Origin of the sequence: Mycetohabitans sp. B2, assembly GCF_021733735.1 — a bacterium.
Taxonomy (GTDB): domain Bacteria; phylum Pseudomonadota; class Gammaproteobacteria; order Burkholderiales; family Burkholderiaceae; genus Mycetohabitans; species Mycetohabitans rhizoxinica.
Genome location: NZ_JAHKSP010000035.1, coordinates 1 through 22,388, shown reverse-complemented (window position 1 = coordinate 22,388; position 22,388 = coordinate 1). Strand labels below are relative to the sequence as shown.

The 22,388-nt window shown below is 57.5% G+C and carries 17 protein-coding genes and 9 pseudogenes; 11 read left to right on the top strand and 15 right to left on the bottom strand.

Annotated elements, in window-relative coordinates:
* A pseudogene (locus KPG66_RS07745) lies at positions 1-560 on the top strand (IS110 family transposase); the annotation flags it as partial.
* A gap of 151 nt (positions 561-711) precedes the next feature.
* Here the strand turns inward: KPG66_RS07745 and KPG66_RS07740 are convergent.
* From KPG66_RS07740 to KPG66_RS17555, 5 genes and pseudogenes are all read right to left on the bottom strand, one after another.
* Positions 712-1,041, bottom strand: coding sequence for a type II toxin-antitoxin system YafQ family toxin (locus KPG66_RS07740; RefSeq protein WP_013428593.1), 330 nt, complete (start codon positions 1,039-1,041; stop codon positions 712-714).
* Entirely contained in the window at positions 1,013-1,291 is a 279-nt protein-coding gene (locus tag KPG66_RS07735; RefSeq protein ID WP_237070545.1) for a type II toxin-antitoxin system RelB/DinJ family antitoxin, read from the bottom strand. The genes KPG66_RS07740 and KPG66_RS07735 overlap by 29 nt, the downstream gene beginning before the upstream one ends.
* A gap of 204 nt (positions 1,292-1,495) precedes the next feature.
* A complete protein-coding gene (locus KPG66_RS07730; protein WP_237070544.1) occupies positions 1,496-1,903 on the bottom strand; it encodes a hypothetical protein in 408 nt (135 codons plus the stop codon).
* A 152-nt stretch (positions 1,904-2,055) separates the two neighbouring features.
* The gene (locus KPG66_RS07725) at positions 2,056-2,406 is read right to left on the bottom strand and encodes a type II toxin-antitoxin system ChpB family toxin (RefSeq protein WP_013428590.1); all 351 of its coding nucleotides are present in this window, start codon (positions 2,404-2,406) and stop codon (positions 2,056-2,058) included.
* Positions 2,400-2,576, bottom strand: a pseudogene (locus KPG66_RS17555) (MazE protein); the annotation flags it as partial. The pseudogene KPG66_RS17555 and the gene KPG66_RS07725, both read right to left, overlap by 7 nt.
* 88 nt (positions 2,577-2,664) lie before the next feature.
* Here KPG66_RS17555 and KPG66_RS07720 point away from each other — a divergent pair.
* Complete coding sequence (locus tag KPG66_RS07720; protein ID WP_237070543.1) at positions 2,665-2,958, top strand: toxin-antitoxin system TumE family protein; 294 nt, start codon at positions 2,665-2,667, stop codon at positions 2,956-2,958.
* Positions 2,955-3,299 carry an HVO_A0114 family putative DNA-binding protein gene (locus KPG66_RS07715; RefSeq protein ID WP_013428587.1) on the top strand — a complete coding sequence of 115 codons (345 nt, stop codon included), beginning with the start codon at positions 2,955-2,957 and terminating at the stop codon, positions 3,297-3,299. Before KPG66_RS07720 ends, KPG66_RS07715 begins: the two co-directional genes overlap by 4 nt.
* A 145-nt stretch (positions 3,300-3,444) precedes the next feature.
* On the opposite strand, the gene KPG66_RS07710 is transcribed toward KPG66_RS07715, so the two are convergent.
* Complete coding sequence (locus KPG66_RS07710; RefSeq protein WP_237070542.1) at positions 3,445-4,434, bottom strand: DNA-binding protein; 990 nt, start codon at positions 4,432-4,434, stop codon at positions 3,445-3,447.
* A gap of 155 nt (positions 4,435-4,589) precedes the next feature.
* Here KPG66_RS07710 and KPG66_RS07705 point away from each other — a divergent pair.
* The 3 pseudogenes from KPG66_RS07705 to KPG66_RS07695 form a co-directional block, all read left to right on the top strand.
* Positions 4,590-5,809 (top strand): annotated as a pseudogene (locus tag KPG66_RS07705) (tyrosine-type recombinase/integrase).
* A gap of 286 nt (positions 5,810-6,095) precedes the next feature.
* A pseudogene (locus KPG66_RS07700) lies at positions 6,096-6,418 on the top strand (type II toxin-antitoxin system RelE/ParE family toxin).
* Positions 6,415-6,723 (top strand): annotated as a pseudogene (locus tag KPG66_RS07695) (addiction module antidote protein); the annotation flags it as partial. The pseudogenes KPG66_RS07700 and KPG66_RS07695, both read left to right, overlap by 4 nt.
* Before the next feature lie 173 nt (positions 6,724-6,896).
* On the opposite strand, the pseudogene KPG66_RS07690 reads toward KPG66_RS07695, so the two are convergent.
* A pseudogene (locus tag KPG66_RS07690) lies at positions 6,897-7,072 on the bottom strand (IS256 family transposase); the annotation flags it as partial.
* A 196-nt stretch (positions 7,073-7,268) separates the two neighbouring features.
* Between KPG66_RS07690 and KPG66_RS07685 the strand changes: the two are divergent.
* From KPG66_RS07685 to KPG66_RS07675, 3 genes and pseudogenes are all read left to right on the top strand, one after another.
* Positions 7,269-7,487: pseudogene (locus tag KPG66_RS07685) on the top strand (tyrosine-type recombinase/integrase); the annotation flags it as partial.
* A gap of 94 nt (positions 7,488-7,581) precedes the next feature.
* Positions 7,582-7,785 (top strand): hypothetical protein, encoded by a 204-nt coding sequence (locus tag KPG66_RS07680; protein WP_013428580.1) that lies wholly within the window; start codon positions 7,582-7,584, stop codon positions 7,783-7,785.
* Positions 7,745-8,011, top strand: coding sequence for a hypothetical protein (locus KPG66_RS07675; RefSeq protein ID WP_237070541.1), 267 nt, complete (start codon positions 7,745-7,747; stop codon positions 8,009-8,011). The genes KPG66_RS07680 and KPG66_RS07675 overlap by 41 nt, the downstream gene beginning before the upstream one ends.
* 122 nt (positions 8,012-8,133) lie before the next feature.
* Here KPG66_RS07675 and KPG66_RS07670 read toward each other — a convergent pair whose 3' ends face one another.
* From KPG66_RS07670 to KPG66_RS07645, 7 genes are all read right to left on the bottom strand, one after another.
* Positions 8,134-8,535 carry a type II toxin-antitoxin system VapC family toxin gene (locus KPG66_RS07670; protein WP_237070540.1) on the bottom strand — a complete coding sequence of 134 codons (402 nt, stop codon included), beginning with the start codon at positions 8,533-8,535 and terminating at the stop codon, positions 8,134-8,136.
* On the bottom strand, positions 8,535-8,771 hold the full coding sequence (locus KPG66_RS07665; RefSeq protein WP_237070539.1) for an antitoxin: 237 nt from the start codon (positions 8,769-8,771) through the stop codon (positions 8,535-8,537). The genes KPG66_RS07670 and KPG66_RS07665 overlap by 1 nt, the downstream gene beginning before the upstream one ends.
* A gap of 486 nt (positions 8,772-9,257) precedes the next feature.
* Positions 9,258-9,383 carry an IS1096 element passenger TnpR family protein gene (locus KPG66_RS17710; protein WP_336886349.1) on the bottom strand — a complete coding sequence of 42 codons (126 nt, stop codon included), beginning with the start codon at positions 9,381-9,383 and terminating at the stop codon, positions 9,258-9,260.
* Positions 9,349-9,690, bottom strand: a complete 342-nt coding sequence (locus tag KPG66_RS07660; protein ID WP_237070538.1) for a plasmid pRiA4b ORF-3 family protein — start codon at positions 9,688-9,690, stop codon at positions 9,349-9,351. Before KPG66_RS07660 ends, KPG66_RS17710 begins: the two co-directional genes overlap by 35 nt.
* 2 nt (positions 9,691-9,692) lie before the next feature.
* The gene (locus tag KPG66_RS07655; protein ID WP_237070537.1) at positions 9,693-10,223 is read right to left on the bottom strand and encodes a SpvB/TcaC N-terminal domain-containing protein; all 531 of its coding nucleotides are present in this window, start codon (positions 10,221-10,223) and stop codon (positions 9,693-9,695) included.
* 131 nt (positions 10,224-10,354) lie between these two features.
* Positions 10,355-15,043 carry a neuraminidase-like domain-containing protein gene (locus KPG66_RS07650; protein ID WP_237070536.1) on the bottom strand — a complete coding sequence of 1,563 codons (4,689 nt, stop codon included), beginning with the start codon at positions 15,041-15,043 and terminating at the stop codon, positions 10,355-10,357.
* A 103-nt stretch (positions 15,044-15,146) separates the two neighbouring features.
* Complete coding sequence (locus KPG66_RS07645; RefSeq protein ID WP_237070532.1) at positions 15,147-19,040, bottom strand: Tc toxin subunit A; 3,894 nt, start codon at positions 19,038-19,040, stop codon at positions 15,147-15,149.
* Between the two features lie 774 nt (positions 19,041-19,814).
* Between KPG66_RS07645 and KPG66_RS07640 the strand changes: the two are divergent.
* Positions 19,815-20,849 (top strand): annotated as a pseudogene (locus KPG66_RS07640) (IS481 family transposase).
* 24 nt (positions 20,850-20,873) lie between these two features.
* On the opposite strand, the gene KPG66_RS07635 reads toward KPG66_RS07640, so the two are convergent.
* Positions 20,874-21,176 (bottom strand): addiction module antidote protein, encoded by a 303-nt coding sequence (locus KPG66_RS07635; RefSeq protein WP_237070530.1) that lies wholly within the window; start codon positions 21,174-21,176, stop codon positions 20,874-20,876.
* Between the two features lie 651 nt (positions 21,177-21,827).
* Between KPG66_RS07635 and KPG66_RS07620 the strand changes: the two are divergent.
* Positions 21,828-22,388, top strand: a pseudogene (locus KPG66_RS07620) (transposase); the annotation flags it as partial.

Here is a 22,388-nt window from a genome sequence, read left to right as displayed (position 1 = left end):
CGCTACATCGAATGCGCCAGCAACTGGTCCGGATCCGCGTCATGCAAGTCAATCAATTGCGTGGATTACTCTATGAATTCGGCGTCGTTTTGCCACAAGGGCGACGTCCATCGATCCAGGCCGCTCAAGCGGCGATCGCGACGCTGGCCGATCAGTTTCCGGCAATGCTGATCAATAGCCTTCGGGATCAATTGTCCCGGCTTCATCTGCTCGACGATCAAATTCAACGCATCGAGCAGCGCATCCTCGAATGGCAACGCGGTGACCCAGCATGCCGTCGTATCTCGGAAATTCCGGGTGTTGGCCTGTTGACGGCAACTGCAGCGGTGTCGGTCATCGGTCAAGCGAAAACTTTCCGCTCCGGTCGGGAATTTGCGGCCTACCTTGGCCTCGTGCCGCGACAGAACAGCTCGGGTGGCAAAGTCGGGCTGGGCGGCATCAGCAAACGCGGTGACGTCTATTTACGTACCTTACTGATTCACGGTGCACGATCAGTCATCTCGAGTTCGAGACACTTGCCAGAGCGATTACATGCTCTATTAACTCGACGGCCGACAAACGAACGTTGGGCAGGTTGTAAGACGGCGCTGCTCCCCGCCGCGTTTTTGCAAACAACCGGTTTCATCCAAGGTAAGTCAGTATGACTTTGCGTGAGACAAGGGCTGGCCTGATGTGGGACGTCGAGCACGCAGTGAAGGCCCTTTTGTCCTGTTAAGAAAAAAGTTCGGAATGCGTGCCCGCTCGGACGAAGATCACTAAGCTATGCTTGCCGATATCAGCGAGCTTATAAATAAGCAGAAAATCGCCCCCAATGTGACACTCCCGGTGACTGTCCCACTCGCCCGCAAGCGAGTGATCCAACCACTCAGCAGCAAGCGGGCCATCATTGGCAATAAGCAACGTCATGGCCTCTTTCAACCGGTTCATATCGTACCGGCCCGAGTAAGACAGGCGTTGCCAGTCCTTGAGAAATGCTTTGGTGTAATCTGACGCGCGCGGCAGAGTGGCCCGCTTACTTGCGGGTGTTCTTTTCAAGGTCATTCATCAAGGCGTCGGAAGTTGCGAAGCGAACGTGGCGGCTCTCGATGATGTCGCGGGCTTCAGCCATGGCGGCACGGCTGGCCGCATTGGGCGCTTGGATCGCAAAGGGCAGCGCTTTGTCTGCCACGATGCGCGTCAGGAAGACTCGAATGGCATCGGAGACAGTCAGCCCCATCGAGGCTAACGTTTGCGCAGCCTGCGCTTTGACGGTCTCGTCAATACGGATGTGAACCATTGTCGTTGTAGCCATTGCGACCTCCTATCATTTGAGATACATTGTATCTCATCAAGCGATGGCCAGCAAGACACACTATATTTTTGATTGGGGTAGCTTCTTAATGCGGAAAAATCATACGCCAAGCGGCCTCACTTTTGGTGCGCGCAGTGCCTATGCTTGCTAACCGGCCTGCGGCCACATGAGCCTTTGTATAAAAAGCGAATGTCGATAACTGCGTCACGAAGTCTTTTTAAGCGCACGCGTCGGCGGGCGTGGCCGCCTAATTGGGCCAGAGGTCCGGCCTAATGCGGACTGGGTGGGTATGCGCTGCCGCGCGCGCCGCGCTTTTTCAGCTTCAGCACTCGCGCGCTGCAGCGCGGCCAAGCTGCCTTCCAGCGTGCCAATGTGCTGGCGTGAGTCCCCCAGTTGCGCCTGCAGCGCTTGCCGCTCAGCGCGGGGTTCTTCGAGAGTGCGTTCGGCGTGCGCCGCAGCCTCGCGGGCGGCGGCTACTTCGGCGGCGGCCGCGTCGCGCTCGAGGCGCATTTCGGCACGCACCTCTTCCAGTGCCGTGTGCGCAGTGGCCGCGGCCCGCTCCCACAGCGTCGCGAGGAGCGTGCCGGCGGCGGCGCGCAGCTCGGGGGGCAAAGTTTGCGCTGCGCGAGCATCCACTCATGTTGACGAAAGCGCCTTGCATCGCAAACTAGCGCGCTTGCGGATTGTTCGCGTCGCCGACCCACCGCTTCGTGTTGTTCAGCGCGTACATCAAGTTCCAGAACTTGTTGCTCATTGCGTTGTCCTCATTCAATAATCGTCTGAAACCGAGCCAGCGCGTCCTCAACCACTTCAACCGGCGCACGTTCGAGCTTACGCGCGCCGCGCGCCTCCAGGTCGAGCATACGCGCCATGTTGACGAGCGCTACACCTTGCGTCTCGGTTCCAGAACCGGAAAGCGGTACGGCGAACCTAGCAAAGCGAGCAGAGGCGTCGCCCTGGGTGATCGGGGCAACGAGCGCCACGCCCAAGGCGTTGAACGCCGCCGCAGATAGAACGAGCGCTGGGCGAAAATCACCTTGCTGCTCTCGCCCGGCAGTCGAGTTTAGGCTCACGCGCACGATATCGCCCCGCGCGAACTTGACCCGCCTCACCAAGCCTCACGCCCCACCGGTTTGACCTCACTCCATGCCGCCATGTCCTCCGGAAAAAAAGTCTTCATGTCGCATTGGGCAATAAGGTCGTCCAGCGAATATTTGCGGCGGGCCGGGGCCAGCATTACGCCATCCGGACGCACGTCGGCGTTTAGCGAACTGCCGACCGACGCGAGAAACACGCAACACGATTGGCAAGCACTTTGTGCCTCTAACTATGGCAGTTGACGCCATAAGCTGGCGTATGGCAAAATACGCCATATGAAAAAGAAGGCGACGCTGTTATTTGAGGATCGAATGGTTTATCCGGACGGAGCCATTCTTGAAATGCGGATCTGGCGATTGCCCGAATGCGATGCGGAAAGACCCCATGGTTTGAAATACAGCCTGTTCTATGGTCAGGGCAGCGCAAGAATCATTGGCTACGATAATGAACGCGGCAAGGGCGACCATCGCCACTATCGTGACCGTGAAGTGCCCTACGTTTTTTCGACGGCGGAACAGATGGTGAGGGACTTTTTGGGGGATGTTGAACGCGAAAGGAGCGGAAAATGAGCAAACTGACAGTCCATGTGAGTGGCGCACGTGATATGGGGCAGCGGTTCGTGAATGCCTTTGAGCGCGCGGCCAAAGGCGAGCATTTCAAGGAAAGTCACGTCACCTTTCTCTCGTGGCAGGAAATGGTGGCGGCGCTGACGCCAAAACGGCTGGAGTTACTACGCTATTTGCACCGAGAAGGCGCCGATAGCGTCAAGGCTTTGGCATGCGCTTTATCGCGTGACTACAAGCGCGTGCATGCTGATGTGGCAGCGCTAGAAGTTGCCGGTCTGGTCGTGCGGGAAGACGGCCGCTTGACGGCGCCGTGGGAAGCACTTGCCGCTGAGGTGGCCTTGTAAGTGATGTGCTCGATGAGCACGCCACCATTTCCCCTGAAATAGCGCTACGCATTGAGGTCTGGTGACGCGTTGTTAATTTAGTCATTGGCTCCTACACTATAGGATCCATCCCTCGCTCAGGCGTTGCCGCATGTAGGTGACTGGGTCACCTACTCTTTTTGAGCGCACGCGTCGGCGGGCGTGGCCGCCTAATTGGGCCAGAGGTGCGGCCCAATGCGGACTGGGTGGGTATGCGCTGCCGCGCGCGCCGCGCTTTTTCAGCTTCAGCACTCGCGCGCTGCAGCGCGGCCAAGCTGCCTTCCAGCGTGCCAATGTGCTGGCGTGCGTCCCCCAGTTGCGCCTGCAGCGCTTGCCGCTCAGCGCGGCGTTGCGCGTCACTTTCGTCGGCACGTCGCACCGCCGCATCTCGTTCCTTGATCAGGCGCGCGCTGATGCTGCGCTCATGCTCGGTTTCCAAGAGCGCACACTTTTCGGCCGCTTGCAGCCGTGCTTCGGCGCGCGCGGTGTCGGCCCGCAGCTTATCGAGTTCGCGGGCAAAATCGGCGCGCGCCTGGGCGAGCGCCACGTCCCGCTCCTGTGCGTCGCGTTGCAGGCGCTCGACTTGCGCGTGCAGCGTCTGGCGCGCTGCTTCAGCCGCCGCCAGCGCGCGCTCGAGTTCCTGCAGGCGTGCCTGCGCAGCGAGCCGCGCCGCGCGGTGTTCTTCGAGGGTGCGTTCGGCGTGCGCCGCAGTCTCGCGGGCGGCGGCTACTTCGGCGGCGGCCGCGTCGCGCTCGTGGCGCATTTCGGCCCGCATGTCTTCCAGCGCCGCGTGCGCGGTGGCCGTGGCTCGCTCCCACAGCGTCGCAACGAGCGTGCCGGCGGCGTCGCGCAGCTCGGGGGGCAAATCCGGATGGTCAAGCTTGACACGACTTTTCTCACGCAGCTCATGCCAGAACTCGCTGAGCACCGCCGTGGGCGTGCCCATGCTGCCCTTGCGCACCAACTGGTACAGACGGTTCGCGGTGGGCGTGATGCCAAAGCGAAAGAACAGCAGCGCGCACACCTCGCGATACAACTCGCGCGTGTTTGGATGCGCGGCTTTTAAGCGCGCGATCTCGGTGGTCAGCGCCGCATCGGGGGACAGGACATCACTCATCGCAGTTTCCGGGGAACATTTCCTTCAATAATACTACGTAATACGTTGTATTTCTAACACTAAAGACACGTTACACGACATTACGGCTGTAATGTCGTGTAACGCTTTAGAAGCGTCGTGTTTCGTTGACCCCCGCCCTTGGAGCGCCCCCCACCGTGTCCCTCACCCCGTTCACCGCCGTGCCACCAGTCGAGGCGCTCGTGTTGCCCGAGCATTTAGACGGGCGCGACGGCACCAATCGCGGCGCGCGAGAGACCGCGCAACTCGCCGCGCGTAACGACCTGGACGCCGTGCGCGCCTGGCTGTCCAATTACGCCGACACAAAAACCACGTTCGACACCCACCGCAAGGAGGCTGAGCGGCTCTTGCTGTGGGCCGTCGTGCAACGGGGCAAGCCGCTGTCGTTGCTCACGCACGAGGATCTACAGCAGTTCAACGCGTTCCTGGCCGACCCGCAGCCCGCGAGCCGCTGGGTGTCGGCCACCGGGGGCAAATATCCCCGCGGCGATGCGCGCTGGCGGCCCTTTAATGGGCCGCTGTCCGCGGCCAGCCAGCGGCAAGCGCGGGTCATCCTGAACGGCCTGTTTGGTGGATGCTGGCTATCTGCGCAGCAACCCGATGGCGCTACTGCGCTAGCGCGCCAAGCGCTCGGCGCTCCGCGTCACGCGCTATCTGTCGATCTCACTATGGGATGAGGTCAAACACTTTGTCGAGCAGCTGCCCCAGGAAACAACGGCGCAGCGCGCGTACTATGCCCGCTGCCGCTGGCTGACCACGCTTTTCTATCTGCTAGGTCTGCGCCTCTCCGAGGTCGCCCACGGCACCATGGGCGACTTCTCGCGGCGCCTAGGCCTGGACGGACACGACCAGTGGTGGCTTGACATCGTCGGTAAGGGACAACGCGCGCGGCGCGTGCCCGCGTCGCCGGAATTGATCGTCGAGCTGACCCGCTACCGGCAGGCGTGTGGCTTGTCCCCGCTGCCCCGCCGGGTCGAGGACACGCCGCTGGTCGTGCCCTTCCGGGGCCCGCGCCGCGGCCTGTCGCGTTCCGCCCTGCATGACGCGATCAAAGCGGATCTTTCGCGACGCCGCGTCGTGGCTGCACGCACGCGGGCCAGAATTTGCCGATCGCGCCGACGAACTGGTGCGCGCCTCGGCGCATTGGCTGCGGCATACAGCCGGCTCGCATCAGGCTGACGCCGGCCTCGATCTGCGCACAGTGCGCGACAACCTCGGGCACATGTCGCTGACTACCACGAGCCTGTACTTGCACGGGGAAGAGGACACGCGGCACCGCCAGACGGTGCGCGGCCATCGGATGAACTGGGGCGACCAGGAGCCGGTCGAACCTCTCACTCGGGAGCCACAGCGCTAATGGCCGGCCCGCTCTGCTTGCCGTGCGAACCCAGCGTGCAGCCATGCCTCAATGAGGTCACGACCGCCCCCACTCTTTAAATGGACAGCAGTCTAGCGCGCCTGCCCTACAGCCCATTGCCCAGCCAACCGAGTGACGCGATAACGTGATCTCCTACGCCAAGCTCCCCCGAACCGGTACCCGCACAATGACGGCGACTGACATCACCGTGAGAATAAAACACGGTTCCGATGACAGGCGCACACTTAAACTGTGACTACCAATAACTTTTAATTTTCAATAAAGAATGACTGAACTGCTGCGATACCGACAAGAAAACGGACGCGAGCCCCTGACAGAATGGCTTAACGGGCTACGCGACCGCGTTGCACAGGCGCGCGTGCGGCTTCGACTGCGCCAAGTTCAAGCAGCAACTTCGGAGACTGTGAGCCGGTTGGAGAAGGAGTGCTGGAATTGCGTGTACACGTCGGTCCCGGTTACCGGGTCTATTGTGGGCGGCATGGCAATGCGCTCGTGATCCTGCTGTGCGGCGGCGATAAGCGTTCGCAAACGGCAGATATCCGGCGTGCGAAGGAATACTGGATTGACTGGAAGCGGAGGCAAGCGTGACGAAGGCAAAGGCAACCGTGTCACATTACGAGCAGGAAATCGCGGAGCTGCGCGCCGATCGTGATCTGGCCATTGAATACTTGAAAGCGGCGATGGAATCACTCGATAATCCGAAAGACCGTGCCGGCGCTCTACTAGCGCTGCGCACGGTTGCACACGCCTATGGCGGATTAGCATGGGTTGCGGCCGAGGCAGGAATCACGCGCGAGGCGCTTTATCGCGCGCTTTCGCTAAAAGACAATCCCACCTTGAAAACCTTGCTGGCCGTGCTGAAGGCGGTCGGCATGCGCCTGTCGGTGGAACCGTGGATCACGCGCACGCGTAACCGTCAGCGCTTTAGCTCAGCAGTTCTTGGATCGCGCACTCGAAGCCGCCTGCTCGAACACGCGTGAGCTGTACCGCGGAATGTGTGCGATGATGTTCTTTCGTTTCGGCAGATGTATCAGGAATCTTGTGTGCCGAGGTCGGTTAAAAGATCTCAGCTTATGGTGTTCGTGAACCGGTCGCCGAACAGAATGGCGAACTGATTAAGCGCCTGCCGCCAAGTGATAGGCGGCATCTTTCCTTTTCGATGTTGCGCAAGGCCAGATACAACAGTTTGCTGGCGGCTTCGTCGCTCGGGAAGTGGCCGCGGTTCTTCACAATCTTGCGCAGTTACATGTGCATGCTCTCGATGGTTTTGGTAACTGGCATGATATGAACCGGTGTCCCGCGTGTTCCCGCCGCGCAGTTTTAGGCGTATGGTCCGACCATCCGGGACAAGGGGCACCGGGAAGCACTTCGGGTAGGCAGGCTACTCGTCTATGATGAGCCGCGAGCTCGTGTTAATCATTGGCTGCCCCTGCGACCCGCCCAGCGGCCCGCGACGGCGGAGAAGCTGCGCCGCGCGAGCCCGCACTGGATGCGGCACACTCACGCGTCACATGCGCTGGCCCGGGGCGCCGAGCTGATCATGGTGCACGACAATCTGCGCCATTCGTCGATCCCGACGACGTCGATCTATCTGCACAGCGATGAAGTGCAGCGAGTCCGGCGGTTCGATCAGGCGTTTGAGGCGCGAAAGGCCTAAAATATGAACGCGTCGATCGCAAATTGGCGCAAATGAGGCGGCCCGGTGACGAACGAGATCACGATTGTGCCGAAGCAACAACAAAGTTATTGCAATGGGATACACGATTCGAACATTTCTGATCACGCCGGACGAGGGCATCCTGAAGATAGGAATGACGCGCTACTGGAACATGCTCGGTGCTCCGGATAGTCATCGCCTGCCGGAGTTTGCAGATCAGCGCGTGCGCCTCGCGCACCTTGATGGATCGCAAGCCCATGCACTTGATCAATCGGGATTTTGTGATTGTCACTTTTGATGCGCAGGGCCGTCTCAATGTCGATCAAATCAAGCAGCGCGGTAGCTCGCTGTTTGAAGTCTTCCTGGCCTCCAAACTGGGCCGCAACAACAGGGAGGGCACTGCGAAGGTTGTCGATGCCGCGGCCCGCTTTACCGTACAAGGCAGTCAATGGACGCCCACACCTGCCTTGATCCAGGCCCTTGATGAGGCAGCACTGGCATTGCGACGGTGCTCTGGCATTTAGGCCGAGCGAATTTCATAACTTCAAGGCTTATGACAGGAATTTACGCGTACCTTGTTCACTCCCCTGGTCGTGGCGAGGCTCTTCGTTCCAAACTTCGAGATTAATAAGCATGTTAGAGTTTTCTACTTGTTGAGCCAGTTTTCGAGCCTGATACCGGGATAGCTGGCAAAATCGCGCTCGTTGTTCGTAACGAGAATAACGTCCAGGGCAATCGCGTGGGCGGCAATCAGCTTGTCAAAAGCATCCTTCTTGCGCTCGCTCGTCGCTTTGCGCACAGGCCCGTAGGCCGTTGCTGCGGCAGCGTCGAACGGGGCCACAGGAATATCTTGGATTAGGGCGGCGAGATTGCGGCGCTCGCGAGTTCGGTTCGCAGACACTACGACGCCGTATTCAAGTTTAGCGTAGGTGACTGCGGACATAACCACATCCCCGACGTAGCACTGCGCAAATCGCTTCGCGACTTCTTCAGGCTGATTCTTCATCAGGTAGATGCACATGTTTGTGTCGAGCATAAAGCGCGGCATCACAATCCCTCGCGCTCCGTCTGCTCCTGCTCGCCGCGACCTTCAGCCATGAAATCCGGCCCGAATTTCGCGAACTTCTTGAGCACGCCAGTCAGCGGACGACGCATCGGACGGATACGGATCTCATCGCCTACGCGCTCAATTTCGATTTCGACATCGCTCCGGTCGTAAGCAAGGTCGGCGGGAATGCGAACGGCTTGCGAGTTGCCATTCTTGAAAACGCGGGTGGTATGCATAGCGGTTCCTGATGTGTGTACTGTGGATGTACTATAGAATATTCTCCGCTCTATGTAAATACGCGTATGTACATGGGCGGCGACTGCACTCCATGCCTTGAGCGGATCGTGCGTGGTCATGCCTCGTAACGAGCGCGCCTTGGGCTACTGTTACAAGGATGTTTGCCTCCACGAGTGCAAAAGCCGTCCCGCGAGCCCGGAATTGTCGGCTTTCCTCGGAAAAGCCAGCGCCGCGGTCCTCAGCGGGCGTGCGGCACGGCCACCAAACAGACTGACGCACAACCGGTCGCGTCGCGCAAGCCACGTGGTTTATTGCGCGCTTACGGTCAATGGTGGCGACGCTGATCTGACTCAGCCGTTGGCAAACCTGCTTTGATAGCGTCAGGTGACCATGCCGTGCCATCGCATCGGTCAGCGTTGGAATGAGGGCTTTCAGTCGTTTGCCGCAGATCCAATGTAAGTGTCGTCCCAAGGCCGCATAGACGTTCAGAATTTGACTTCGAAGAGCCGTTGATTTGCGAAGTCGAGATCAAACGCATCGGGATCGAAGCTGCCGCCGCACCACTTGAGGAAGTGGTCATGTTCCTCGTGCGAAGGATCGATGATTGCCATCGAGAAAGTCGATGTATCCGGGGGCTCCGCCGACGTCCTTCGGCGGGCATGCGTTGCGTCCGTCTAGGCACAAAGGCGAGCGAAGTTGCGCATTGGCGGGCAACGCCTTTTCGACCTTGATGCGATGCTGCCAGTTGTCGCCGTAGTCGTAAATGTAGGTGAATGACTTCAGCGCGCCCAACGCTTTGACCAGCGTGACCCTGGCTTCATCCAGCATCGGCGGATCGCTCGGGTAGTCGGGGTCCGGTTCGCCGTAGTTGGTATTGCGGAACACGAATTCATGCGCATGGCCGCCTTCCCATCCCATCGCTAGTAGCAATGATCACCGCCCGCGTCATGAACGAGCCAAAAGTCGCCACCATGGGTTTGGCCGATCCAATGCTCGATGCGCGCGAAGTCGCGCTCGATGCGCGGAAAGTAGCGCGTCACGTGGTAGGTGTCGTCTAATATTAGGCCGTTATAGGTCCCGACCTCAGAGGGCGGCACCACAGCGCCATCGGCATCACGCTCCGGTTCAAGGACATCACCGCCCGGGCCGATAAATTCATCTTCGTCGTCGTATTGGGGCGTGCCGCAAGCAGTGCGTCGCCCGATGCTGGTCAACCCGAGGTGCCATCCGACGCCAAACGGGCCATTGCCACTGCCGCTTGCATAGCGCAATGCCAGTTGCGGCGCGTAGCCACGGCCGGCCGATATGGGCAGCGGCAACGTCATCGTCGCCACGCCCGAGGAGCCAACCGGCCCCAACGCCTCGCCTAACCCACGCATGGCCCCGCCGCCTTTGGGCAGGCTCGGTGGCGTCAGTGTCATCCCGGACGCGGAAGAAAAAGAGAATGTCAACGGGCACTCCTAAAAGCGGTTGAAGGTGGGCCGGTGCGTGACGCCGCACGGCGTGTCATCGGGCCAGTAGATTCGTGATCATCGAATGCGGTCTGGCGAACGGTGCGTCGGTTAAGCCGACGCACTAACGCTTACAAACCCGATGGAAGCAGGCTTTTTTCCACTGCATCAGCAAAGCTCGCACCACCGACACAAGCGCTGTACTGCACTTGCACTAGCACATCGTCCAGTGCCGCCAGCAACGCTTGCTGCTCTGGATCCGCTTTCAGTTGGCCACCTTGACTGTCCACTGCACGCGGAAAAGTCAGCGTCCACTTCGACACCGCGCCCGTGCCTTCGAATGGCCGATAGCGCTCGTCATCAAAGCGCACGTTCACACTGCCCGCGTCATTCAATCCCGTTGAGATCGCCACTTGCTGGCTAGGCCGCAGATTGTTGACCACGTTAGCGCCTACGTTACCCTTTCCGTTCAGGTAATCCACCCCCTGGATATCGGCCTTCAGCAGAGTGCTGCTGCTGATCTGGGTCAGTACCGCTTTGACATCCTGATATGGTCCGACCACCGTGGGCAACGTCACTGACACAGACAAGATTTGCCGCAGATAGTGACCGGGATAATCGTTGTCAAACAATGCCTCGGTCAGCTCAAAGGTAAAGCTACCTCTGCTCTTTTGCGCTTCAAACGTGTTATTGGTCAATAGTGTTTTCAACGACACGGTGCGAGTGATTTCCAGCCGGCGCTCATGGCGTGCCAGATACGCCGCTTCCATCTGATGCAGATTCAATTGCAAGGTCTCGCCGACTTGCAGACCCCGGTAATGATCATTCCAGGTGCCGGTCTGAATGAACGTCGTTGCGAAATCCCCCAGCTCGTACTGCCAGCATGCCTGCGCGGACAAGCACAGCGAAACCACCGCATCGTACGCTTGGTAGTATTGGGCTGCCAACTGGCCCGACAGCCACTGATACAGCGTCGCTTGCGTAAAGCGCGATTTCAGGTAGGTCAGCATCGTCTGCAGTTGCGCCTGCTGAGCCTGCGCTTGCTGCAATGCGGTGCGGGCGGATTTTTCGCGGATCGCCAGCGCGTCGAGCTGCTTGGTCAGTGCGTCCACCTCGGCCTGTGCTTGTTCGTACTGAAGCTGCCAGTCTTGACGACGGCGCCGATAGCCTTCTGTGGTCGCCAGTCGCTCGGCGAGCAGTGTTGCCACATGCCCTTCTAGCTGCATTACCGCGCCCACCGCCTCGGTCGCGCCTTCATAGCGTGAGCCACCGTCCGCCAAGCCGTAAATACTAGGCACTTCTTTGAGTGCGCCGCTCGCAACCTGTAGTGCCTGGGCACTGGCAAAATAGGTTTGCGCAAGCGTATTGGTATCCATCACCTGACGCTCGGCGTCGGAAATGTTTTCCTGATACAGCGCATAGTAGTGATCATGCCGCTGTTGCGCGGTGGTCTGACTGGCCTGCAATGCGACGCGGTCAGCCACTAAGCCGTCGATCGCCTGCTGCTGCAGCGTCATCGCATAGCTGGACATGTCGAGCAGTTGCTGCTGCGCCAATTCTTCCTGGCCGGCCCGCTCGCTGCGCTCGAGCAGGCTGAGCAGCGTCTCGCCAAAACGGCTGAGCGTTGCGACGGCATTGTAGGCGCGCGGCAGCATCGCGTTGAATCGATACGGCGGCACCACCAGCATCGCGCCGCTCACGCCGGCGCTCAGCATGCCGGACTGGGCACGCTGGCTCAGTAGCGCGACGGGGTCGGCCGGTGCTGCATACAATGGCAGTGACAACGGCTTGCCATCGACTGTCAGGTTATGACGCAGGTTGTACAGCCGCGCATCGATCGTGTCCCAATGCGACAGCATCAGTGTGTTCAGCGGCGCAGTAAAGTACTGATTGTCGGCCAGACGCAAATAGCCGGTATGCCGCCCCGGCAACGCCGGCAAGCTCGCGTTGCTGCGACCGAGATCGCGCTCGTATGTGCGCAATGCGGTGTTGTCGGCTTGAGCCAGCGTGTCGAGCGTCGGCGCTTGCCAGTTGCTGCTAATCGACACATCGGGACGCGGACCGAGCAGTTCCACAGCGAAATTGTAATAAACGCGTGCCTGAGCGAGCCCGTCGCGGGTCAGCTGTCGATACCACGCATCACCCTGCGCAATCAGGTTGCTGACGTAGGCAACGAATACTGCCTTCTGATACACCTCAGGGTGCGCATACGCCTGGGTGTCGGGGTCCAGCGGATCGGCCAGCAAGCGTGATGGATCGCCGGCTAAATGGGATAATGGCTTGAGCGGATAGACGTTCCAGTACGGCGGCGCATTGTCTTTCTTAGACATCGCCGGATCGAAGATGTAGTGCAACCACTTCTGCGCTGGATCGAACTGCTGCCCGCTCGCGAAGCGCGATGCGACCAGGAACGGCATATGGAAAAATAACTCCCAGAAATACAAGCCGTTCGCACCATTAAAGTCCATCGCTTCGCTCTTGCCGTCTTCGGTCAGACTGGCTTCGAGTGTCGGATCCGCTTGCACGGTGTAATCGAGCAAGCTGTCGAGACCCAGGTTCGCCTTCTCGATCAGCGTGCGCACGAAGGTGGTATTCAGCCGGGTATTCGCGGGCAAATCGTCCGTGCAAAAGTCCAGATACTGCACCATGCCGCGCTTGCTGTCGTAGCGCGACACTAGGCGCGGAATGGCCGTCGGCGCGTTGAGGTCTTGCATCTCGACCGAGACCTTAAACCATTTCCAGACCCACGCATGGCCGCCTTTGTTACCTGTCGGCCGGTCATAATGGTCCCACACCACCTTAAGGCCCACATTCAGATAGCGCTCAGTCGGCTTAAAGAGGGATTCACTGAGCGTTATTTCTTGCGCAAGGTTCGCACTTTTCGGATCGAGCTCAAAGGTTGGGTTGGGATCATCTTTGTAACCGACTCCACCCGCTGAGCCGCTAATTTCGGTACTCAGAAAAAACTTTCGCGTGTCGGCGATTTTATCGAAGTTGCTAATCTGAGCCAATGAAGCCCAACTATCAAAGTCGAACGGCGCGTATGCCTTCATACCGATTGCGTAGTTCACGGCATTACAGTCTTCGTCCAGACGTGTCCCCGATATGTCGAGACTGGGGCCATATGCTCCGGACCCAGTCCATCTGATTTGATTAGATTGTATATCGACGCGAAACTGAGTTACACTATTCCCGGGAGCGTCGGAAATATTAATAGCCCGAACTCCATCCGGTATACTTCCCTGACCGAATGAGTTTGGTTCGTATCGGATAACAGTGTTTTCGAACGTGTAATAGTCGTTATCATGATAACGAATCGTGACGCCCCAATCGTCATTAGGACGACAGAAGCCAAATCCCGAATTGCCACCCGTATTAGTCTCTTCTTTTGTAAAGACGTAATCATTGGTAAAGCTGTCGCTAAGCCCCATCTCCACGCGCACGGTGAGAGGATCTTTCATGTAGACACAGCAATTACCCGTATCGCCTATTTGGAGATCGGGAATTTTGCTGTTCCATCCGGTATTTTCCTGATCACCACCCGCTTCCTTATCGGTGTTTCTTTCGACGCCGGTCATCACGTATTTTTTATCATACACGGCAAACTGCAACGCATTCGTCGTGTCATCCTGATCGATAAAACTCGCAAATAGCAGTTCTCGGGTGAGTGGTCCGAGCGCATGGCGATTGAAGGCCGAGTCACAATACTGGTAGCCATAGACCGTAGGGGCGTTCTTCTTCGTTTTGGCATCAAATTGCCTCGCGAAGACACCCAGCATCAAACGGCCGTACGGATTGCTCTCCGCCTTGTCAGCCGGATCGATACTGAAATCGGTGGTCGCCAGCAGATTAACGTCGCGTAGGCTTTTAATGTCGCTGGCTTCGTCGATCAACAGACTGTTACGTTGGAGTTCGTCTGTTTCCCCCTGCTGCAACGTCATCAGCGTGGTGCTATTCGGCGCCGTCCACGAGTCATCGTAGCGCTTATAGCCGAACGCCACACGATAGGCATGCTGAGTCGTGTTCTTGCCACTGTCGTTCTTCTGCGGCGTCGGGTCGCGCTCGACCCACGCCACATACAGGCGGTCGTTGTAAAACACGGGCCGCACGGTATGCTCGAGCACACCATCCGCCGATAGCGGCAAATCAATCGGCAGCCAGTCGCTCCAGCAGTTCGGCGTGACGGGATTGCCCTGATAGTCGTCACGATTCTTGCTTAAATCCATTTGCCGCCAGTAATATTGGTACGGCTTGGTCGTGGTCCGACCGATCAAGTAGTACGTAGCTCGGCTAAAGTTGTCTTGATTGATATAACCGCTGAGCACGGTCAAGTTACTGACCGCCTCGAACTCGTTCAGATACGCAAGCGCCGCATTTTGTACGTGATCCGGATCGAGCTGGTTCTGGTTCAGCGTCGTCTCCAACTCCTTGAAATAATGGCTTTTTTCGAGCCGCGTGGCGGGCGAAATATAATTTTCCGCGTAGTTTTGCACATCGGCGCCGGCGGCCCAGATTGCGTATTGGCTGTCGTTGTCGCGCCACGCGTTGACCGTGGACGGCTCGACAGCCTGGAATCCCGGCTCGACACCGTTGACAATCCGCGTTATGTACTGCTGCACGCTCGCGATCGCCTGCGCGACCCGGCTCGTCTTGACCTCATCGCCGACTTCCGGGTCGATCAGCAAATACTCGTACAGATTTTCGTCGGTGACCGGTTGGCTGCCGACGTTTTTCAAGGTCGGCGCCACAAAATTGAGATAACCTGTTACTAGCGCGTCACGCTGCGATTCATTCAGTTGTTTTTCGATTGTCGATAGCATTCTTCTCTACCTTTTATAGAGGATCGGGTGCAGATCAATCGCCCCGATACACACCCATACGCACGACGGGGCGGCCGATCCTTCGGCGCTTGCCCGGCGCTTGTCAGTGATCGCCCTTCAGATGCGATACCCCGACGACGAGCGCGCGGCCCACGCTCTGCCAGTCTTCGTAAGCACTGTCGCGGCTCAGCACGAAACCTTGCTGTTGCTGACCGACGCCCAGTCCGGTCTGCTTTTGAGCCTGCTGCAATCGCAGTACCGTATCGAGCTGGGGCATAGTTTTGGCGATGCCGCCTAACACAGACCAGCTTGCCTGCACCTGCTCTTGCTGCCAGCCCAGCAGCGACGCGAGCAGGCTGGCAGCGTCTGCGTTGCTGAGCGGCGAAGCCGCGTTGGCGGCCCGGAAATAAGCCAGCACATCGTCCTCGGTCCCGCCGCCCGCCGCGCCCACTTGGGCAAGCAGGTCGCTGTAGCGGCTCAACAGATAGAGTTTGGGCAGATCGATGCGCGTGAGATCCTCGCGGGTCAAGCCGAAATATTCCGGATGACCCAGCAGGGTTTGCACCAACGCGGCACTGAGCCCAAACTGCGTCGTCAGCAGCGCACGGCGCACTACCTCGCGCAACGAACGCAGATAGCCGGCTGGAATATCGGCGGCGGCCTTGACGGTTTTTTTCAGCGCCCAGGTGGCGCTGAGCCAACGATAGACGGTTTGGTCACTCCAGCGCAGCAGCAACGCCGGCAACGATTGGCTAACATTGAGCGACTGGGCCAGCAGGCCAACGGCAACCCCTTGTTGGGTTTGCTGGGCTTGCAGCAACGTATTGGTCAACGCGGTGATGGCCTGCTGTTTATCGGCATCAGATAGCGACACGCTATTGACTGACTTTGTTACTGCATTGTTGATATCGACGTCGGTCACCAAACCGTCGGCGTCAATCAGACCAGCACCGGATTTTGATTGAGCAGACAACAAGCTGAACCAATCAATGGCTTGGCCGGCGCTATCTTTCACCGGCGCACCGCTGCGATTGAGTTGAGCGGCGTCAATCCACGTGCTTTGAAGGGTTTGCCACACCTGCTGGATGAAGTTCAGTTGGTCGGTCGTGCCCTGCGGGGCAAGCTCGGTACCATCTGTTAGTATCGCGCCTTCAAAGAAAGTCAGCGTGGTATCGAAATAAGCAGTATGAATTTTGACTGTCGATGACAACGCATTCAGTTTAGCAAGGTCCTGAAACGTCCCTTTGAGTGAAATGTTGAGGATATAGGTTTTAGTTTTGTCGGGATACAACCAATTTGACCAAATGAACGGCCAGTCATTGGTTTTGCCATCATACTTGTCATTGTTCAGGGTCACGCCTGGAGGCGCATCTCCTTGCCAGCTCAAGTCACCATTGCGGCTTAATCCATTAGGGATCGTAAAATGGAATTCCGATATTCCATAAGCGTTTTGGTCTTCGCGAAATGCAATTTGTTGGGTGAGCGTTAACTCACCTGTGCTGCTGTCATAGTTGAGATCTTTCCAGCCCACGGAGACACGCTGCATTTCATTGGTTGTAGACACAGTGCCGTAGTTGCCCGCCACGGGAAGAAACGGATTGCACGGTGTCGTCAGCAGTTGCACTGTTGGCATCGGCAACGAATGCTGCTGTTGCCACTGCGCAATCGTGCTCAATGCTTGCAGCAAAGTTAAGGCATCACTGCCGATTGCGGAATCCTGTTGCGGCGGCGTAATGATCGGCTGGCCGGCTAACTGCTTCCAGACCACGCCTGTACCATTATCCAGCCGATTAAGTAGCACACAAAAGGCTTCGGCACTGAGGCTCAGCGTACGAGCCAGCGTGGCGAGCCGGTAAAATGCCGACACTACAGATAAGTTACAGGTCAGCTGACAAAGACTGACATTGCCTTGCTGGCGTGCAATTGGGTCGGCGAACAGCAGGAACTGGCGGTGATTCAAGCCCAGTGCCGTGCTGATATGTTGAACTCGGGCGCCATCCTCACCGGTCGTCAATGTGTACACAAAATCCTGATTGTCGACGACGAACGGTGTATCAAATGCGCCGCTGGCATTAAACACTTGGTCGAGGAACGGCGTGTTTGGCGTGATCGCAAACGGCGTCACGACATCGAGCCATGCGGCAAATTGTTTGGCGGATACCCCATAAGTTGTCTGATAGTGCTTAAATACGCCCAGCATGCGCAGTGTGTTGTCGTTCATCAACAGCGCACGATTCGCATCGCCCTCGGCGTCCATTGCGGACGTCACCAGCAGGTCGATGTCCTCATACGGTAGGTCAAGCCACTTTTGCAGCCGCACCATGCGGTTAATGCGGTCCAGCTTGTCGTCGGTCAGGTTATTGAGCGTGAGCGCTCCCGAACTCGGATCTTTGCTAATCGTGATCGTGTTCAGTTGGCCGGCATGGATGAAGCGCGCACCGTACAGGAAAGGCTCAGCGGCGCTATGCGAAGTATGCCCGTTGGAAAAAAGGGCATTCGCTACGGTGAAGTTATCGGATAATGTGACGCGAAAACCACCGGCATCGACGCACAGCAACTGCTCCACCGCCGGAACCGTCAGGCCAGTACGCGCGGTCAAGGCAGTCATATCAACAAAGTTGGCTGCCGTTAGGCTACTGCTGCCGTAGTTCGCCTGATAAAAACCGGTTTGTGCTGGCGAGTAGTGAACCTTGTCGTCCTGGCTTAAACACAGCGAAATCGTCAAATCCCGGCGACCGCCACGCCAGCCCAAAAAATTCAGCGTAAATTGCCCATACCATGGGCCCTGAGATAGGTCCAAATCAGGGTTGTCATCTGCTACAAATTGCAACAGCAGTTTATTAGGATACGGAGAACCCTCTGTATCGATTGCATCATTAATAAGGCCAGGATAAGTATTGTAATAATTATCCACTTGACCGCGCAAATCGACTATGGCCTTTTTGCTACCATTGGTCAACTGAATTTTTAAATTTGAGTATTTATAATCGTAACCTAACCAACATAATTCTTTTGGCCGTCCATCATATTCGTCAACACTATCCTGAAGCGGCAATATAAATGCGCCTGTGTCATAATAAATAAAGGGCAACGTTTCAGCAAATGAAGGACTTTGCCATGTATTTTGCAACTCGGCCAACCCTAGATGATGGTTCCCGAACCATGCGGGTTCCGCAACGATTTTTTGCTGCTCCGGCGAAAGCTGACTCGCCATAATCTGCAAGCGGGTCAGGCCGCTCGCATCGGCCTGCGACAATGTGGCAGCGACCGCCCAGAAATGCTGCGGAAAAGCACCGCTCAGCGGCAGCACGGCTTCCTGCAGTGACGTGTCCAGCACCGACTGCGCAGCTTGAATCTGTTGGTGCCCGTAATGGTACGGCAACGTGTTCGGATAGCGGGTGGTTGCCAGCAACGCATTCACCGCTTCGAGGTTATTCAGTTGCTTTTTATCCTGAATCGCGGCGGCGAGAATTTCGTTGACCAGTTGCAACTGTGGAATGACTTCGTTGATTGCCGCATCATCCACTTTCAGCTTGCCAAGATCTGGGCGTCGCTCGGCCAACGTATTCATCAACTGGCTAGCGCCCGCCTTTTCTTGCTGAAGGGCCAACTCATAGATGTGGGTTAAATACGCGACCGGCGCATCGTTGGCCTCAGGGGCGCCGCTAGGCGCTTTGTTCTGCCAGTTCGTGTCCGGAAACTGTGTGCTGAAACTCGGCCCCGGTACTGAAAATGGGCCGCTCAACGTCGACCTAACCGCGCGTGTGATGCGCTTATAGCGAAAGTGATGCACAACCTGCTGCGCATAGCCGATCGCCAGATCATATACCTTTTCCGCTCGCCGGCCTAACTGGGCGCGGTGCTGACGGATAAATCGCTCGCGTGGAACACGTACCACGTCAAACACCGATGGGTAACCTAACTTGACGAGTTGGCCTTCCTCGAGGCTATGGAGTTTTTCCACTCGAGACAGCAGAGGAAGCGTTGTTTGATTCATCAATAATCCTAATTCAGTCGTTGAAGAAGGTGAGACAGCCGTTTCTTGACGCGCCAACTCTCCGTGACCCTCAAGTCATAAGCTGGCGCTGGCCTATTTTGCTAGCGGGCAGGAACATAAAGGCCCCATGCGCAAGAGTTAGCTGACCTGCGCTAGCCCCCTGCGTCTTGTTCGAACGCGTGAAGGGGGCTGCGCTAACGACAACACCGAGGCAGTCTGCTCGCATACCATGGGCGATTCCAGCACGCTTTATGGCTGGCGTAGCGGATACGCCAAGTGAGGACAAGTTTGGAGAGAAGGTGCAGAGGAGAAAGATTGGACACGCCACGCGGGCACAACGCCATTAGGTCCAAGCTGGGGTCCTTCGTCATTTTTTCTTTACTCCAGACGTTACCTTTAGGGAACGGAACCCACGCACTGTAATTTGTGCTGTCCCGTTGACAATCACTTCAACGTTGCTTGACAGACCGTTATGCGTATGATCACAGGTTTAGCCATCATGCCTATAGATACGCTTAATGGGGCACTATAGAACAACGTTTGGGCAGATCGCAAACTTTTATCTTCGTTCAAACCGCCAAACATTGCGTCAAATTGCGCACAAAAGGGGAACCCACTAGTACTACAGCCGTAACTATTCACGGTGGCGTACAACCGCGAGCGCGATAATGGGCCTGCTGCGCTCGCCATTGATGGGTGCGGCGCCAGATTGACCATCGCAGAACAGCGTTAATCTGTGTGATTCGCACACATCGTTTCAACTAGAATGAGGCGATGGACCGTGAGATTGCAACGCGATTACGTTGGGTACGCATGTATCATGAGACCGGCAACGCCGGTCTTGTATGCGTGCGATGTGGCATATCGAGACCGACACTTCGCAAGTGGTTAGGTCGCTACCGAGATGACGGAGAGGAAGGACTTCGCTCTCAAAGCCGTCGCCCTCTCAACAGTCCGAATGGGAAGGTCTCTGAGGCGGATCGAGCAAAAATTCTGCGGCTGCGTGCCGAGCGCAAGGGAGCACGGCGGATCCAAAACGAGTTACGGCTCCACGGGCAAAGAGAGCTGTCCCTTGCAACCATGCACAAGGTTTTGTGTAAGGCATCGGTAAAGCCGCTGGTCCACGCCAGAAGGCCATCGCAGCCCAAACGCTATAGCCGTCCGGTTCCAGGAGACCGAGTCTAGATGGACACGATGAAGATCGCGCGAGGTATCTATCAATACACGGCGATCGACGACTGCTCACGCTTCCGGATACTGGCGCTCTACTCATGCAGAAATGCTCGAAATACGCTGCTTTTTCTTGACCGCGTCATCGAGGAAATGCCGTTTCCGACCGAGCATATCCAGACTGATCGAGGCGGCGAGTTCTTCGCCGAGTCAGTGCAACGGCGTTTGATGAGCGAGTGCATCAAATTCCGACCAATTCCGCCACGCTCGCCACATCTCAACGGCAAAGTCGAGCGGTCACAGCTCACCGATCTAAATGAGTTCTGATTGCATCATCGGCCGACCGAAGATGCGATCGGCCAGCGAATTGAGCAGTGGCAGTTCGACTACAACTGGCGGCGTCCGCACGGATCACTCGGTGGCAAGACACCAGTCGATCGTATCGCGGAGCTGAGCGAAATTACACCTCTCGCGGAGGATGTCCACGGTGCTTACGACGAAACGAAAGAGCGAACTCGGCACCGCGAATGGCGAGTCGACAAAACCCTCGCCGAACATCATCAGCGTGTGTTGGAGCTCGCGTCTCCCACCGGCGCCGCGAGCTCCAACACACAACGGAAACGGCGCTCCAAAAAGTGAAACAATGTCCGTGAATCGCACATGTCAATGCAGCAGCTGTGCCACCAGGCGCACGCCCAAGGCAGCGCAAACGCGGCTGATCGTCTCGAAGCGCGGTTCACTGCCGGGTCGAAGCGCTTTGTACAGGGCTTCGCGTGCGATGTCGGAGTCCTTGGCCACCTGCGCCATTCCTCGAGCACGGGCGATATCGCCCAGGGCTACGGCCAGCAGCGCTGGGTCATTCTCTTCAAGAACAATTGTTAGGTACGACGCGACATCCTCTTCGTTGTTTAGGTACTCGGCCGCATCGAACTCGGGAAGTTGGGAAACTTTTATTCGCTGGGTCATGATCCATCCTCCAAAGAATTCGTCAACGCAATCGCCCGATGAATGTCAGCCTGCCGAGTTGACTTGTCGTCACCACTCAGCATCACGATGAGCATCTCACCGCGCTGGACATAGTACATCGCCAGCCAGGACCGATTGGCTCGCGCATCTCGAACCCACCTTCACCCACTGGCTTCAGGTCTCCTAAGTGACCAAGCTGGGTCTTCCGTAGTCGCTTGTTCAGGCGCTGTCTGGTCAGTCCATCTTTCAGGCTCTTGACTGGCGCAACTCCAGGACCAGCAAAGCCGTCGCTAGCGCGATAGCACGTGGTGAGGAGGCCACGATCCAGCCCTATTCGGTGATCTGCTGAAACCTCTCAAGTCGACGAGCAAAGGTGAGCCGTGCATTCTGAAAGGTGTTTATCCGGCTGAACTGCTGGAAGGCTGCGTGTTTGGCGACCTCCAGTTGCCCAGACTCAGCCCGGATGAACCATCGATACAACCTACTGAAGCTTCACCGCTAGCCGTCAATCACGCAAATGATTTTCTCGCCTTTCTGCGCAACGCCGCTAGTAAAAACCATACATCGCCTGTTTTTGGGTATCTGGTGGTAATCCCCCCGCAAAAGCGGTGCATCCAGAAGTAGAGTTTTCTCGTTAAGGAAGTTTTACGGATGAAGAAGTCGAGATTCACGGACAGCCAGATCATCGAGGCCCTGAAGCGGGTGGAGTCCGGGCTGGCAGTGCCGGATCTGTGCCGGGAACTGGGTATCAGCACGGCGACGTTTTACAAGTAGCGCTCGAAGTTTGGCGGTATGGATGCATCGCTGATGGCACGGATGAAGGAGCTGGAAGCCGAGAATGCCCGGCTGCGCAAGATGGTCGTCGAGGAGAAACTCAAGGCCGAGGTGGTAGCGGAGGCACTCGCAAAAAGTGGTAAAGCCGTCTCGCCGCCGCGAGATGGCTCAGTGGGCGGTACAGGAGCGGGCCATGTCGGTTCGCCAGGCCTGTAAGGCATTCGGCCTCAGCGAAACATGCTATCGCTATGTCGGCAAGCGCGACGAGGAGAACGGCGAGGTGGCCCAGTGGCTGCTGCGTCTGACGGACAACCATCGAACATGGGGATTCAGTTTGTGCTTTCTGTATCTGCGCAACGTGAAGGGCTATAGCTGGAATCACATGCACCCGGCGATAGCCGTAGTGCACGCGTGTTTGCGTGATCTGCTTGATGCGCA